Source organism: Eggerthella timonensis (genome assembly GCF_900184265.1).
In the GTDB taxonomy this organism is placed as follows: Bacteria; Actinomycetota; Coriobacteriia; order Coriobacteriales; family Eggerthellaceae; genus Eggerthella; species Eggerthella timonensis.
The window spans coordinates 3263683-3277966 of sequence record NZ_FXXA01000002.1; the positions used below are offsets into that span (position 1 = coordinate 3263683).

Consider the following 14284-nt stretch of genomic DNA (forward strand, 5'->3'; position numbering starts at 1 on the left):
CGGGGGCACCGCATGAGCGTCGAATACCCGTGCACGATCGCCGCCCTCGACGTGGGCGGCACGAAAATGGCGGGGGCGCTTGTGCGCTACCCCGCCGCCGGCGCTGCGCCGGAGGTTGTTGCGCTGCGCAGCGTTCCCACCGAAGCCGGTCGCGGCGGCGATGCCGTGCTCGACACGCTGACCGCCCTCGTCGGCGACGTGGCGGCCGATGCCGACGGCACCATCGCCGGCATCGGCGTGGGGACGGCCGGGTGCGTGGACGTGCGCACGGGCGGCATCGCGTTCGCCAACGAGCTCATGCCCGGCTGGACCGGCCAACCCGTCGCCGCGCACCTGGGCGCCACGTTCGGCCTGCCCGTGGCCGTGCTCAACGACGTGAAGGCGCACGCCCTCGGCGAAGCCCGCTGGGGCGCGGCGCGCGGCGCGCAGACCTGCCTCGTCATCGCCGCGGGCACCGGACTCGGCGGCGCCGTCGTGGCGGAAGGCCGCGTGCTGCTGGGCGCGCACGGGTTCGCCGGTGAGCTGGGGCGCACGCCCTGCCCCGACGCGCTCGGCACGCCGCGCACGTGCGGCACCGCAAGCGAGCTGGAGTCCATCGCCGCCGGCAGCGGCATCGAGGCCCGCTACGTCGCCGCCGGAGGCGAGCGCGTCGCCGGCGGCGAGATCGCGCGCCGCGCCGCGGACGGCGAGGAGCTCGCCGGGCGCGTCATTCGCGAGGCGGGCGCGGTCCTCGGCGAGGCCATCGCCACGTGGGCCGACCTGCTCGACCCCGAGTTCGTCGTGCTCTCCGGCTCGGTATGCAACGCCGGGCCCCTATGGCGCGCGGCTCTGCACGAGGGCTTCGAGCGGCAAGCCCCTCCCATCATGCACGGACTGCCCATCGTCGACGCCGCGCTGGGTGGCCGAGCCCCCCTCGTCGGCGCCGCCGAATACCTGCTCGACTCCTTGAAAGGATGAACATGACCGATCCTAAGATCGCAGCCCTCGAAGGCAAGCTCATCGTCAGCTGCCAGGCCTACGTGGGCGAGCCGATGCGCCACCCCGAGACGATGGCACAGGTGGCGCTGTCCGCCGAACGCGGCGGCGCAGCGGCCATCCGCTGCCAGGGCCTCGCCGACATTGCAGCCATCAAGGGCCAGGTGGAGATCCCCGTCATCGGCCTGTGGAAAGAGGGCCACGACGGCGTCTACATCACCCCGACGCTGCGCCACGCGCGCGCCTGCATCGCCGCCGGTGCCGACGTGGTGGCGCTCGACGCCACAGGACGCCCCCGCCCCGACGGACGCACCTTCGAGGAGACCGTGACGGCCCTGCGCGGCGAGACGCTCGTCATGGCCGACTGCGCCTGCATGGACGACGTGCACCGCGCGCTCGAAGCAGGCGTGGACATCGTGTCCACCACGCTCGCCGGCTACGTGCCGGGCGGCCGCCAGAAGACCGACGGCCCCGACCTCGCCTTCCTGCGCGAAGCCGTCGCCGCGGCGGGCGACGTGCCCGTGTTCTGCGAGGGCCGCATCCACACGCTCGCCGACGCGCAGGCTGCCATGGAAGCCGGAGCGTTCGCCATCGTCGTGGGCACCGCCATCACGCACCCCCAGTCCATCACCTCCTGGTTCGCCAACGCCATCGCGTAGAACCACCGTGAGACGGAGGGACGCGTGAGACAAGGGGGACGGGGATAATGTCTCATTCGTGAAATGAGACATTATCCCCGTCCCTCTGTCTCCTCTTATCTCAATTCACGTGGGCATCGGCGGCGACGCGGGCTTCAGGGTCGTGGAGGACCGCGCGGTCGAAGTTGCCGGTGACGTGCGAGGCGGTGATGCCGGCCACCAAGGAGTCGTTCACGTTGAGCGCGGTGCGTCCCATGTCGATGAGCGGCTCGACCGATGCGAGCACGGCCACCACCTCGATGGGCAGCCCCATCGTCCCCAGCACGATGAGCGAGGCGAACGTTGCGCCGCCGCCTACGCCGGCCACGCCGAACGAGCTGATGGCAACCACGGCGATGAGCGGCACGAAGAAGGCGGGCGACAGCACGTCGATGCCCACCGTCGGTGCCACGATGGTGGCGAGCATCGCCGGGTACACGCCCGCGCATCCGTTCTGCCCGATCGACATGCCGAAGCTGGCCGCGAGGTTGGCCGAGGCGCCGTCCACGCCGAGGGCGCGATGCTGCGTCTCGATGTTGAGCGGCAGCGCGCCCGCGCTCGAACGCGAGACGAACGCGAAGCTGAGCACGGGAAACACCTTCTTGAAGTACGTCACTGGGTTCACACGGTTCGCCAGCAGAACGAGGCAGTGCACCCCGAGCACCGTCAGCAGCGCGCCGTACGACACGAGCACGAACTTCCCCAGACCGAGTATTGCCTGGTAGTCGCTCGTGGCCATCACCTTCGCGATGAGCGCGAGGATGCCGTAGGGCGTGAGCCCCAGCACCATGGCCACCACGCGCATGACGATGCCGTACAGGCTGTCGATGAGGCGCTTGAAGAAGTCGGCCTGCTCGCCGTCCTTGTCGCGCAGCCTGAGGTAGGCCACCCCGAGGATGGCTGAGAAGATGACGACCGCGATGGTGGACGTGGAGCGCATGCCCGCGAGGTCGGCGAAGGGGTTCGTGGGGATGAACGAGAGGATCTCTTGAGGAAGCGTAAGGTCGCTCACCTGCCCTTGCTGGGAGGCGAGCGCGGACAGCTCCGAGGCGTCGGGCGTCGCGCCGTCGAGGAAGCCCGCATGTGTGAGGCCGGTCAGCACCGTCGCGCCCCACCCTACGACGGCGGCGACGGTCACCGTCCCCAGCAGCACGGCCAGCACGACCGCAGCGATGCGCCCGAAGTGCTCGGTGACCTCCGCGCGCGTGAACGCCCCGAGGATGGCCACGAACACGAGCGGCATGACGAGCATCTTGAGCAGGCCGATATAGCCCTGCCCCACGATGGAAATCCAGTCGAGCACCGTCGTCGTGACGTCTCCGTTGCGGCCGAGCAGCATTTGGATGCCCAGGCCCAGCACGATGCCCAACCCGAGGGCGGAGAACACCCGCACGGTGAAGCTCAGGCCTTTCGAGCGCATGGCCTTGAGCATGACGAGCATGACGACGAACACCGCCAGAGCGCCGACGGTCGGCAGCACGACATCCATCGACATAGGCTCGCCTCTCCTTTTCATACAACGTAAAAGAAGAGTATAGGATGCGAGGAAGCGAACCCGCGCCTCCGTCGCCAACGCGAAGGAAGGGCGTCACCGTACGGTGAGATGGAGGGGTTCCGAGTCGACCTGCTGCGCGGGGGGGGCGCCCCAGCCTCTGCCTCCCTACCCCAGCAGCTCGCCTCGCACGATCACGTGCTTCACGTTGAGATCTTCGTCCAGCACGACGGCGTCGGCGATCTTGCCGACCTCGATGCTGCCGCGCTCGCCATCCAAGCCGAGCGCGCGGGCCGGGTTGGCGCTGGCCGCCCTCACGGCTGCATCGAGCGGGATGCCCATGTCGCGCACCGCCACGCGCACGCACGCCATGAGGTCGGTGGCCGAGCCGGCGATGGTGCCGTCGTGCAGCGTCGCGCGGTTGCCGCGCACCGTGACGTCCTGGCCGCCCAGCGAGTACTCGCCGTCATCGAGCCCCGTCGCCATCATCGAGTCGCTGATGAGGATAATGCGCTCGCTGCCGAACGCCGCGAACAGCAGCCGCACCATGGACGGATGGATGTGCACGCCGTCGGCGATAAGCTCGGGTGTCACCTCGGGATGGTCGAACGCGGCGCCGATGGGGCCGGGCTTGCGATGATGCAACGGCGGCATGGCGTTGCACAGGTGCGTCATCTGCCGCGCGCCGGCCTTGATGGCCGCGCACGACGTATCGTAGTCGGCCTGCGTATGCGCGATGGACACGCGCACCCCAGGCGCCACCGAGCGGATGAAGTCGAGTGCCCCGTCCACTTCGGGCGCCACGTCCACGAGTTTGATGAGGTCGCCCGATCGCTCCTGCAAGCGGCGGAACATCGCCTCGTCGGGCAGGTGGAGGTAAGCCGGGTTCTGCGCTCCGATGTTGTCGGGCGAGATGTAGGGCCCCTCCATGTTGATGCCCACGAGCGCCGCCCCGTCGCGCTTTGCCTCGTAGGAGGCCGCCGCGTCCATGATGGGGCCGAGCACGTCCTCGGGATAGGTCATCGTGGCCGGGCAGATGGCCGTGACGCCGCACGACGCCTCATGCCGAGCGATGGCGTCGATCGCCTCCTCGGTGCCGTCGCAGAAATCGTATCCCACGCACCCGTGGAAGTGCAGGTCGATGAGGCCGGGTATGACGTAGCATCCCGCGGCGTCGATCACGGCTTCGTCGGCGCGCGTTGCCGCGCCTCGCGGCTCGACGGCCGCGAAGCGTTCGCCTTCGATCGCGATATCAGCGGAGACGAACCCCGCGTCCGTCAGAACCGAACCGCCCGTTACTTGCACAGCGCGCCCGCTGCCGGATCGACGATGACGGTGGCGTTGGGGTGGAACTGCAGGATGGACGCCGGCACCTCGGGCGTCACCGGGCCGAAGAACGCCTGCTTCACGATCTCCGCCTTATGGGATCCCTCCACCACGACGAGCACGCTGCGCGCGGCCATGATGGTGCCGATGCCCATGGTGTAGGCCTGGCGCGGCACGTCCTCGACGCGGTCGAACAGGCGGCTGTTCGCCTGGATGGTGCTCTCGGTGAGGTCGACGCAGTGCGTGGCCTTCGGGAAGGTGTCTTCGGGCTCGTTGAAGCCGATATGGCCGTTCGGCCCCAGGCCGAGCAGCTGCAGATCGATGCCGCCCGCCCCCTCGATCGCCTGCTCGTAGGCCGAGCACACGGCCTCGGCGTCGGGATTCGACCCCTCGGGAACATGGGTGCGCGCCTGATCGATGTCCACATGGTCGAACAGGTGCTTCTTCATGAAGTACCGGTAGCTCTGGTCGTGCTCGGGATCGAGGCCGCGGTACTCGTCCAGGTTGAAGGTGGTGACGTCCGCGAAGCTGATCTTCCCCTTCGCGCAATCGTCAACGAGGCAGGTGTACAGGCCGATGGGCGTCGTACCCGTAGCCAAACCCAGCACGCACGTGGGATCGGCCTCGACGAACGACGCGATGCGGTCGGCCGCCTGGCGGCTCATATCCTCGGTGCTCTCAGCGATGATGAATTCCATAGAACCTCTCTCTCAGATCGAACGGATGCGAATGCGAACCTATGTCCAGAACTGGGCGGTTTCGATGATGTTCTGATACGCCCACGGGTACACGTCCGAGTACCAGCCCGTCTCGGGTACGAAGCACAGCAGCGCGCTGTACAGCACCGAAACGGCCACGAGCACGAGCAGCACCTTCATGAGGAGGTTCTGCACGACGGAGCCCGGCGTCAGATGCTCGTTCACGATGAACACGAGCAGCACCACCGCCGCCAGGAACATGAAGCTGAAGTCGGCGAAGTAGCGCTGCAGGATGCCGGCCATCTCCGCGTCGGCCAGCGCTACGATGACGCCGCCCAGCAGCAGCACGATGATGACGCCCGCGATGGTGCGGGTGGAGCGCTGGCTGATGCGCAGCTGGAGGATGCGCTTCGCGAACGGCAGCACCCACAGCACGGGCAGGCACGCGAAGATGCCGCCGAACGTGACTTCCTTGATGGTCTGCCCCATGTACGTGGTGTCGAACGGCGCCGCTTGCAGGTACGGGAACACGCCCGTCGCGCTCGGCGGTTGCAGGAAGTACGCGAACAGGGCCGGGGCCAAGCGCCCGATGTTCCAGCCGCGCTTCGTCATGTCGTTCACCGTGAGGTTGTAGTTCGCGCCGAAGTCCGTGAACGAGCCGAAGCGCGCGTAGTTGTAGGCCATCAGCCCCGCAGCCACCACGAGGTAGGGCGCGATCAGGCAGCCGAACTCCCGCGCGCCGCGCGGGGTGAGCAGCCGGCGCTTCGTGATGTACGTGCGCCAGAACAGCGGGAAGGCAAGCAGCGACAGCACGAGCAGCTGCGGGCGGCACCCCGCCACGAGCGCCATGCACAGCGACCCTGCCAGGTACCATTTCTCGGGTCCCGCCGAGGCGCGGCCCTTCATCCAGAAGTACAGGCCCCACACCGAGAACGCCAGGCCCAGCGCGATGGGCAGCGAGTAGAACGTCGGAAACTTCAGCAGGTACAGCACGCCGCAGCACATGACGAGCGGTATCTGCAGCAGCAGGTACAGCCCCAGGCTCACCCGTTTGAAATGGTAGCGCGCGAACCGGTCGAGCAGCGCCGAACAGCCCAGCACGAACGCCACCACCGCGATGAGCACCCCGATGGCCGTGGGGAAGTTCGCGCCGGTAAGCAGGTAGAACGGCAGGTAGAACAGGATGACCGGCACCACGCCGAAGTAGACGTAGTAGTGCCCTTCGTAGTACGCCACGTCGAAGAGGTAGGACTCCCCCGTCTCCTTCTGCATCTCGTCGCGTGCGCCCTTGTCGTAGGGGTCGTCGGAGTCTTGGAGCCACTGCGGCGGCTCCTCTTCCAGGTACAGCTGCCCGTGCGCCATGGCCTTCGCGAGCTCCGCGTACTGCTGCGCGTTGTCGCCGCCCACCTCGAACGTGTTGACGAGGCTCTTGCCGTCCCACGACCCGCTGTTGTAGCTTTGCGTGGCGACGCCCACGAGGTTCGACCCCAGGAACAAAAACGAGCCGAGCAGGCACACTTCGATGGCCACCGTGGCGATGATCGCCGCTTTCGATTTGCGCGGCTCGCTGACGATGCCGATACGGTAGATGGCGGAGCGCGGACGAAACGCGAACACAAGCGCCAAGAGGCCCACGCAGACGAAGAAGCGCGTCGTGTTGAAGTCGAACGGATGATGAGCGTTGATGCACACGTCGCTCAGCTTGATGGGGTAGCTCACGTCGTCGCCCGTGATCTCGATGCGCAGGTTCTTCACGAGGCCCGTGGTGTTGAGGTTGATGTACTCGCTCTGATCGCTGAACGTGGACACCTCGACGGGCGGCACGCCCACCGTGTACTCGGTGGAGTCGAAGTACGTGTGGTGCGCGTCGTCGGTGAACTGGATCTTCACCGTCAGCTGCTGGGCGGGTTGCAGGTAATCGAAGTTGAGCCAGATGTTGTGCACCTCGGTGTTGAGGTTCGAGAACTCCAGCACGTGGTTCACCGCCGTCACCTTGTACTGGTCGTCGGCAGTCTCCTGCAAGGTGAGCTTGTCGTTAAGCGATATGGTGTTGTACTTGGCCGACGTGAAATAGTTGATGTTGAACAGGAACGTCTCCAGAAGAAGCGCGATCAGCACGATGACGAGCGCGCTTTTGGCGAAGTGGACCACCGTCGGGCGGTGCCTGCTCATGAAGCCGGTATAGGCATAGGCTATGTTCTGGCGTACGGTCGGCATAATGGTAAAGAATTATAGATGAAAAAAGGCGGAGGGGGCAGCTCAAGCCCCATCCGCCTTCAAGATTGCGTGCAAAAAGCCGCGCGCGGCGCGCTTACAGACCCAGCGCCTGCTTCACATCGCCGTACACCACGTTCGGATCGCGGTCGCCGTCAATGGAGACGAGCAGGTCGCAGCCGCGGTAGTAGTCGATGAGCGGCGCCGTGGACTTCTCGTACACGTCGAGGCGGTTGCGCACCGTGGCCTCGTTGTCGTCGTCGCGCTGGTACATCTCGCCGCCGCACTTGGGGCAGGTCTCGTCGGCAGCGGTGCCGATGTAGTTGCAGTCACGGCACATGCGGCGCGAGGTGAGGCGCTTGACGATGACCTCGGGGTCCACGTCCACGAGCAGCGCCGCATCGAGCGGGCGGCCCAGCTTGGACAGCTCGGCGTCGAGCGCGACCGCCTGGGCGGACGTGCGCGGGAAGCCGTCGAGGATGAAGCCCTTCTCGGTGTCCGGATCCTGCAGACGCTCGGTGACGAGGCCGATGATGACGTCGTCGGGCACGAGATCGCCCGCGTCCATGTAGGACTTCGCCTTCTGGCCCAGCGGCGTGCCGGCCTTCACGGCGGCGCGGAGCATGTCGCCCGTGGAGATGTGCGGCGTACCGAACTCTTCGACCAGCTTGGCCGCCTGCGTGCCCTTACCGGCACCCGGCGCCCCCAACAACACGATATTCATGATGGTTCTATCCTTTCGACATACAATCGATGCGCCGTATTGTACCAAAGCCCTGCGCCGGAAGCGCATATTTCAACAGAAAGACAGGCCGCAAAGCACGAATGCACCCGGGAGGGCGCAGAGCGTGCGGAGCAACCCGCGCCCGACACCCGCAGTCCGCCTTTCCCGCTCGCGCACGCTTTTGTCAACCATTTGCAGGCATACGAGCCTGTTTTGCTTGACAGAAGCGTGCATTTACAAGTTCGATACCAGGCAGGTCGTTCGTGAGAACAAAGGCCTTTCAGAAGCTACTGCATGTGCGCCGGCCTGGTATTTTTGTACAAACCTTGTACACAGAACGGTTATGGGCAACAAAAAACGCCCTGGTCGGCTTTCTGACCAGGGCGTTTGTCTTTACGAACAGGCTACTTGAAGAAGCCGTCGTAGTTGTGCATCTTCAGCTGGCTTTCCACCTTGTTCATGGTGTCGAGGGCCACGCCGATCATGATGAGGATCGAGGTGCCGCCGAACGCCTGAATGAGCGTGTTGCCGGTGAAGTAGAAGATGATCGTCGGCACGACCGCGATGGCGGCGATGAAGATGCCGCCGGGCAGCGTGACGCGATGCAGCACGTTCTTGATGTACGTCACCGTCGCCGTGCCCGGGCGCACGCCGGGGATGAAGCCGCCCTGCTTGCGCAGGTTGTCGGCCGTCTCCTCCGGGTTGAACACCATGGAGGTGTAGAAGTACGCGAAGAACACGATGAGCAGCACGGTGAGGATCCAGTTGACCCAGCCGGTGGAGATGGCGTCGGCCACCGCCGTCAGCCAGCCCACGTTGAACAGGGCCGCCAGCTGCGCCGGGAAGTAGATCAGGCAGCTCGCGAAGATGATCGGGATGACGCCCGCCGCATTCACCTTGAGGGGAATGTAGGTGGACTGTCCGCCCATCATCTTGCGACCCTGCACGCGCTTGGCGTAGTTCACCGGGATGCGGCGCTGCGCGCGTTCCACGAAGATGATCGCCGGGATGCAGGCAAGCACCACGATCAGGGTCAGCACCGTGATGGCGATGCCCATGCCCGTGTCCGCCGTCAGGTTCATCGACGAGAAGATGGCGCTCGGCACGCGCGACACGATGCTCACGAAGATGATGAGCGACATGCCGTTGCCGATGCCGCGCTGCGTGATGAGCTCGCCCATCCACATGATGAACGCGGTGCCCGCCACGAGCGTGAACACGACGAGGATGTCGGTGAGGATCTCCGGCACCTCGGTGGAGAACACCACGCCGTACTGCGGCGACTTGAACAGCAGCAGGTAGCCGATGGCGTTGATCAGGCCCAGGCCCAGCGTCAGGTAGCGCGTGATCTGCGTGATCTTGCGACGACCCGTCTCGCCTTCCTTGGCCCAACGGCCGATGGCGGGGATCACGCCCTGCATCAGCTGCATGATGATCGATGCCGTGATGTAGGGCATGATGCCGAGCGAGAACACCGAGAAGTTCGACAGCGCGCCGCCCGTGAACAGGTCGAGCATGGTCATGGACACGCCCGAATCCTGGAACGAGTTCGCGAACTCGTTGAACGGGATACCGGGCACCGGCACGTACGCGCCGAAACGATACAGCGCGAGGATGGCCAGAGTGAACAAGATCTTCTTGCGCAGCTCCGGTACCTTGAATGCATCGATGATCGAGCTTAGCAAGGCTCTTCGACCTTTCCTCCGGCTGCTTCGATTTTCGCCTTGGCCGAAGCAGACACCTTATCCACCTGCACGGTGAGGGCCTTGGTGATCTCGCCGTCGCCGAGCACCTTCACGAGCGCGTCGGCGTGCTTGATGACACCCTTGGCCTTGAGGCTCTCGCCGTTCACCACGTCGCCGGCCTCGAAGACGTCCTCGAGACGCTTGACGTTGACGGGCAGGTACTCCACGTGGTTGATGTTCTTGAAGCCGGGGAGCTTGGGAAGACGACGAGCGAGCGGCGTCTGACCGCCCTCGAAGCCGGCACCCTTGCCGCCGCCAGCACGCGACTTCTGGCCGTTCATGCCACGGCCGGCCGTCTTGCCGGTGCCGGACGCGGGACCGCGACCAACGCGCTTGCGGGGCTTGCGCGAACCTTCAGCCGGCTTGAGATCCTTGAGTTCCATGTTCGTTTCTCCTTCTTTCGCTGTCCGGGACGCATCCCGGCGCTGGCAGCTCGCCGCCAGCAAACTTCCGTAAATCGACCATCGGCGTGCCGTTGCGGCACGCCGACGAATCATTATATCTTACTTGCCAAGGACCAAGGAGTTTAGATTTCCTCAACCTTGACGAGGTGCTTCACCTTGAAGATCATGCCGCGGACGGACTCGTTGTCCACCTGGTCCACCGAGCGGTTGATCTTGCCGAGGCCCAGCGCGCGCAGCGTCTTGGCCTGATCTTCCTTGAAGCCGATGGAGCTCTTCACCTGGGTGATGCGCAGCGTCTTCTTTGCGTCAGCCATTACTTCTGCTCCTTCCAGCCATAGATCTGAGCGACGGACAGACCGCGGCGCTCCGCGACCTGCTCGGGGCTCTCCATGCTCTTGAGGCCCTCGGCGGTCGCCTTGACCACGTTCATCACGTTGTCGGTGCCGAGCGACTTGGCGAACACGTCGGTCACGCCGGCGAGCTCCATGACCGCACGGGCAGCGCCGCCGGCGATAACGCCGGTACCGGGCGTAGCCGGCTTGATGAGCACGCGGCCGGCACCGTACTCGCCGACGATCTCGTGCGGCAGCGTCTTCTCGGCCGTCAGCGGCACGCTGAACATGTTCTTCTTCGCGTCCTCGACGCCCTTCTTGATGGCGATCGGCACTTCCTGGGACTTGCCCATGCCCACGCCGACGCGGCCGTTGCCGTCGCCGACCACCACGAGCGCGGTAAGCGCGAAGCGGCGGCCGCCCTTGACAACCTTGGACACGCGGTTGATGTAGACGACGCGTTCCTGAAGCTCGGGGACCGCGGCGTTGTCTTGTTTGTTACGAGCCATAGACCTTAACCCCTTCTAGAATTTCAAGCCTGCTTCGCGAGCGGCATCGGCCAAAGCCTTGATGCGCCCGTGATACAGGTTGCCGCCACGGTCGAACACGACTTCCGTGACACCGGATTCCTGCGCCTTCTTGCCCACGATCTCGCCGAGCGCGGCAGCGCCCTCGACGGTCGCGCCGCTCTTGCCCGTGGCCTTGAAGTCAGGGCCGAGCGTGGAAACGCCGCAGATCGTCTTGCCGGCGACGTCGTCGATCACCTGCACGTACAGGTTGGAGTTGCTGCGCGTGACGCACACGCGGGGACGAGCCGCCGTACCGGCGATCTTTCCGCGAACGCGACGATGGCGACGAGCCAGCGCAGCTTGCTTTTTCTGAAGCTTGTTCATGATAATCCCTTCGATCTCAATCGTTCGCGGCTACGCTTAGTCGCCCTTAGCGGCCTTGCCGAGCTTACGGCGGACGTGCTCGCCCTCGTAGCGGATGCCCTTGCCCTTGTACGGCTCAGGCTTGCGCCACTTGCGGATGTTGGCGGCCACCTGGCCAACCTGCTCCTTGCTCGGGCCCGACACGATGATCTCGGTCTGGCTCGGGACTTCGAACGTGATGTTCTCGGGGGCTTCAATGGAAACCGGGTGCGAGAAGCCGAGCTGCAGCTCCAGGTCCTTGCCCTTGAGCGCGGCACGATAGCCGACGCCGACGAGCTGGAGCTTCTTGGTGAAGCCCGTGGACACGCCTTCCACCATGTTGGCGATGAGCGTGCGCACGAGGCCGTGGTAGGCCTTGGCTTCGCGGGTGTCGTTCGGGCGCTCGACGAGAACGTCGTCGCCTTCGCGCTTGATGATCATGATGGAGGGGAAGCTACGCGTGAGCTCGCCCTTCGGGCCCTTCACCGTCACGGTGGTGCCGTCGATGGTCACATCGACGCCGGCAGGAACGGTGATGGGCTGTTTGCCGATACGAGACATATCAAACCTCCCTTTCCTACCAGATGTAGGCGATGACTTCGCCGCCAACGCCCTTTTTGCGGGCGTCGCGATCGGTCATCACGCCGTTGCTCGTCGAAATGATCGCCGTGCCGAGGCCGCCGAGCACGCGAGGCAGCTCGTCCTTGCCCGCGTAGATACGCAGGCCGGGCTTCGAGATGCGCTTGATGCCGCGGATCGTCTTGGCCTTCTTGTCGCCGTACTTCAACGTGATCTCGAGCGTCGCGCGCGGCTCGCCCTCGACGACGTCGAAGCCCTGGACATAGCCCTCTTCCTGCATGATGCGGGCTATCTCGACAAGTTTCTTGCTCGACGGCATGGACACCGTCGGCTTGCCGGCAGAGTTAGCGTTACGCACGCGCGTAAGCATATCTGCAATGGGGTCGGTCATGGTCATAGTGATTTTCTCCTTTGGTCCGTGATGAGCCTATCGGTTCGGTTCGTCGGCGCCCATAACGCCTCCGCCTGAACCGTGGCACACCCGAGCGTAGTCCGTCGTAGCGCCTACCACGAGGCCTTGGTCACGCCGGGCAGTTCGCCTTTGTTGGCCAACTCGCGCAAGCAGATACGGCACAGGCCGAACTTGCGGTAGTAGGCGCGGGGACGTCCGCAGCGCGTGCAGCGATTGTGCTGACGCGTCGAGAACTTCGGCTCGCGCTTGGCCTTGGCGACCATCGATTTCTTAGCCATGCAAATCCTTCTTTCTTATATCCAGCCCGTCCGATCATCCGGACAGGCTCGAGTGCACTTGCAGCGCAGGCTGCCAGCGACAGCCTTGGGCGGAGTTTCGCGGGCTGTTATTCCTTGTCCTTGAACGGGAAGCCCAGCGCGTCGAGCAGCGCGAAGGCGTCGTCGTCGTTCTGAGCGGTCGTCACGAACGTGATGTCCATGCCGCGCGTACGATCGATCTTGTCGTAGTCGATCTCCGAGAAGATGAGCTGCTCGGTCACGCCCATGGTGTAGTTGCCACGGCCGTCGAAGCTGGTCGGCGAGATGCCGCGGAAGTCGCGCACGCGGGGAAGCGCGGTGGCCAGCAGACGGTCGAGGAACTCCCACATGCGGTCGCCGCGCAGGGTGACCTTGCAGCCGATAGGCTGGCCCTCGCGCACATGGAAACCGGCGATGGACTTCTTGGCGCGCGTGACGCAGGGCTGCTGGCCCGTGATGATGCGCAGGTCGCCCATGGCGGCGTCGAGCAGCTTGTGGTCGGCCGCAGCGGCGCCCACGCCCATGTTCACGACGATCTTCTCGAGACGCGGAACCTTGTTCACGTTGTCGAAGCCCAGTTCCTTCTCGAGCTTGGCCACGATCTCGTTGGTGTACTTTTCCTTCAAGCGAGGAGCAGTCATATGTCCTTAATCCTTTCGATGAATTAAACGCAGGATTTCCGACCCTGCGTCCCCAACCGGCCTCGTGGCCGGCGGGGGTCATTGCTCGAAGGGGCACGCCGCCGAAGCGCCGCGCCACCTTCGTCTACCTAGTCGATGTCCTTGCCGCACTTCTTGCAGACGCGGACCTTCTTGCCGTTCTCGTCGCGCTTGTTGCTGACGCGCGTGGGCTGCTTGCAGCTCGGGCACACCAGCATCACGTTCGACACGTGGATGGGGGCCTCCACCGAGGAGATGCCGCCCTGCGGGTTCTGCTGCGTGGGACGCAGCGCCTTCTTGACGACGTTGACCTTCTCGACCACGACGCGTTCCTTCTGCGGGAGCGCGCGCAGGACCGTGGCTTCCTTGCCCTTGTCCTTACCGGCCAGGACCTTCACCTTATCGCCCTTTTTGATGTTCATGCTGTTCATTGCGCACACCTCCTTAGAGCGTTTCGGGAGCCAGGGACACGATCTTCATGTACTTCTTGTCGCGCAGCTCGCGGGCGACGGGCCCGAAGATACGCGTGCCGCGCGGCGCGCCGTTCGTGTCGATCAGGACAGCTGCGTTCTGATCGAACTTGATGTAGCTGCCGTCGGGACGACGAACTTCCTTCTTCACGCGCACGACCACGCAGCGGACGACATCGCCCTTCTTCACGTTGGTGTTCGGCGCGGCTTCTTTAACGCTGCAGATGATGACATCGCCCAGTCCCGCGTAGCGGCGCTTGGAGCCGCCCAGGACCTTGATGCACTGCACCTTGCGAGCGCCGGAGTTATCGGCCACTGCGAGCATGGTTTGCATCTGAATCATTGCTTCAACCTAACTTTCATCTCGATA

At 64.9% G+C, this 14284-nt stretch carries 18 protein-coding genes; 2 read left to right on the forward strand and 16 right to left on the reverse strand.

Translation table 11 applies throughout. The features are described 5' to 3' along the window. Window positions 1-12 precede the first annotated feature (12 nt). Together C1A15_RS13860 and C1A15_RS13865 are read left to right on the forward strand one after the other, a co-directional pair. A complete protein-coding gene (locus C1A15_RS13860; RefSeq protein WP_101723108.1) occupies window positions 13-957 on the forward strand; it encodes an ROK family protein in 945 nt (314 codons plus the stop codon). A 2-nt stretch (window positions 958-959) separates the two neighbouring features. After that, window positions 960-1634, forward strand: coding sequence for an N-acetylmannosamine-6-phosphate 2-epimerase (locus tag C1A15_RS13865; protein ID WP_101723109.1), 675 nt, complete (start codon window positions 960-962; stop codon window positions 1632-1634). A 100-nt stretch (window positions 1635-1734) separates the two neighbouring features. Here the strand turns inward: C1A15_RS13865 and C1A15_RS13870 are convergent, their stop codons facing one another. From C1A15_RS13870 to rplN, 16 genes are all read right to left on the reverse strand, one after another. Further along, the gene (locus C1A15_RS13870; protein WP_101723110.1) at window positions 1735-3147 is read right to left on the reverse strand and encodes an L-cystine transporter; all 1413 of its coding nucleotides are present in this window, start codon (window positions 3145-3147) and stop codon (window positions 1735-1737) included. A 165-nt stretch (window positions 3148-3312) separates the two neighbouring features. Further along, on the reverse strand, window positions 3313-4449 hold the full coding sequence (gene nagA / locus C1A15_RS13875) for an N-acetylglucosamine-6-phosphate deacetylase (RefSeq protein WP_101723111.1): 1137 nt from the start codon (window positions 4447-4449) through the stop codon (window positions 3313-3315). Continuing rightward, window positions 4440-5168, reverse strand: coding sequence for a glucosamine-6-phosphate deaminase (nagB, locus tag C1A15_RS13880; protein ID WP_101723112.1), 729 nt, complete (start codon window positions 5166-5168; stop codon window positions 4440-4442). The genes nagA and nagB overlap by 10 nt, the downstream gene beginning before the upstream one ends. A 39-nt stretch (window positions 5169-5207) precedes the next feature. Beyond that, window positions 5208-7385: a cytochrome C oxidase Cbb3 gene (locus C1A15_RS13885; RefSeq protein ID WP_101723113.1), complete on the reverse strand. Its 2178-nt coding sequence runs from the start codon at window positions 7383-7385 to the stop codon at window positions 5208-5210. A 94-nt stretch (window positions 7386-7479) separates the two neighbouring features. Then, window positions 7480-8106 (reverse strand): adenylate kinase, encoded by a 627-nt coding sequence (locus tag C1A15_RS13890; protein WP_101723114.1) that lies wholly within the window; start codon window positions 8104-8106, stop codon window positions 7480-7482. A 404-nt stretch (window positions 8107-8510) separates the two neighbouring features. Beyond that, window positions 8511-9791, reverse strand: coding sequence for a preprotein translocase subunit SecY (gene secY / locus C1A15_RS13895; RefSeq protein ID WP_101723115.1), 1281 nt, complete (start codon window positions 9789-9791; stop codon window positions 8511-8513). Beyond that, window positions 9785-10234, reverse strand: coding sequence for a 50S ribosomal protein L15 (gene rplO, locus C1A15_RS13900; protein ID WP_101723116.1), 450 nt, complete (start codon window positions 10232-10234; stop codon window positions 9785-9787). Before rplO ends, secY begins: the two co-directional genes overlap by 7 nt. A 143-nt stretch (window positions 10235-10377) precedes the next feature. Then, entirely contained in the window at window positions 10378-10569 is a 192-nt protein-coding gene (rpmD, locus tag C1A15_RS13905) for a 50S ribosomal protein L30 (protein ID WP_101723117.1), read from the reverse strand. Then, window positions 10569-11096: a 30S ribosomal protein S5 gene (gene rpsE / locus C1A15_RS13910; RefSeq protein WP_101723118.1), complete on the reverse strand. Its 528-nt coding sequence runs from the start codon at window positions 11094-11096 to the stop codon at window positions 10569-10571. The genes rpmD and rpsE overlap by 1 nt, the downstream gene beginning before the upstream one ends. A 15-nt stretch (window positions 11097-11111) precedes the next feature. After that, window positions 11112-11480: a 50S ribosomal protein L18 gene (gene rplR / locus C1A15_RS13915; RefSeq protein WP_101723119.1), complete on the reverse strand. Its 369-nt coding sequence runs from the start codon at window positions 11478-11480 to the stop codon at window positions 11112-11114. A gap of 36 nt (window positions 11481-11516) precedes the next feature. Further along, window positions 11517-12059, reverse strand: coding sequence for a 50S ribosomal protein L6 (gene rplF, locus C1A15_RS13920; RefSeq protein ID WP_101723120.1), 543 nt, complete (start codon window positions 12057-12059; stop codon window positions 11517-11519). 16 nt (window positions 12060-12075) lie between these two features. Further along, entirely contained in the window at window positions 12076-12474 is a 399-nt protein-coding gene (rpsH, locus tag C1A15_RS13925; RefSeq protein WP_101723121.1) for a 30S ribosomal protein S8, read from the reverse strand. Window positions 12475-12581: 107 nt separating this feature from the next. Then, window positions 12582-12767, reverse strand: a complete 186-nt coding sequence (locus C1A15_RS13930; protein ID WP_101723122.1) for a type Z 30S ribosomal protein S14 — start codon at window positions 12765-12767, stop codon at window positions 12582-12584. Window positions 12768-12874: 107 nt separating this feature from the next. Beyond that, window positions 12875-13426 carry a 50S ribosomal protein L5 gene (rplE, locus tag C1A15_RS13935; RefSeq protein WP_101723123.1) on the reverse strand — a complete coding sequence of 184 codons (552 nt, stop codon included), beginning with the start codon at window positions 13424-13426 and terminating at the stop codon, window positions 12875-12877. Window positions 13427-13554: 128 nt separating this feature from the next. Further along, window positions 13555-13875 (reverse strand): 50S ribosomal protein L24, encoded by a 321-nt coding sequence (rplX, locus tag C1A15_RS13940; protein ID WP_101723124.1) that lies wholly within the window; start codon window positions 13873-13875, stop codon window positions 13555-13557. A 13-nt stretch (window positions 13876-13888) separates the two neighbouring features. Next, window positions 13889-14257, reverse strand: coding sequence for a 50S ribosomal protein L14 (rplN, locus tag C1A15_RS13945; protein ID WP_101723125.1), 369 nt, complete (start codon window positions 14255-14257; stop codon window positions 13889-13891). Window positions 14258-14284: the final 27 nt, after the last annotated feature.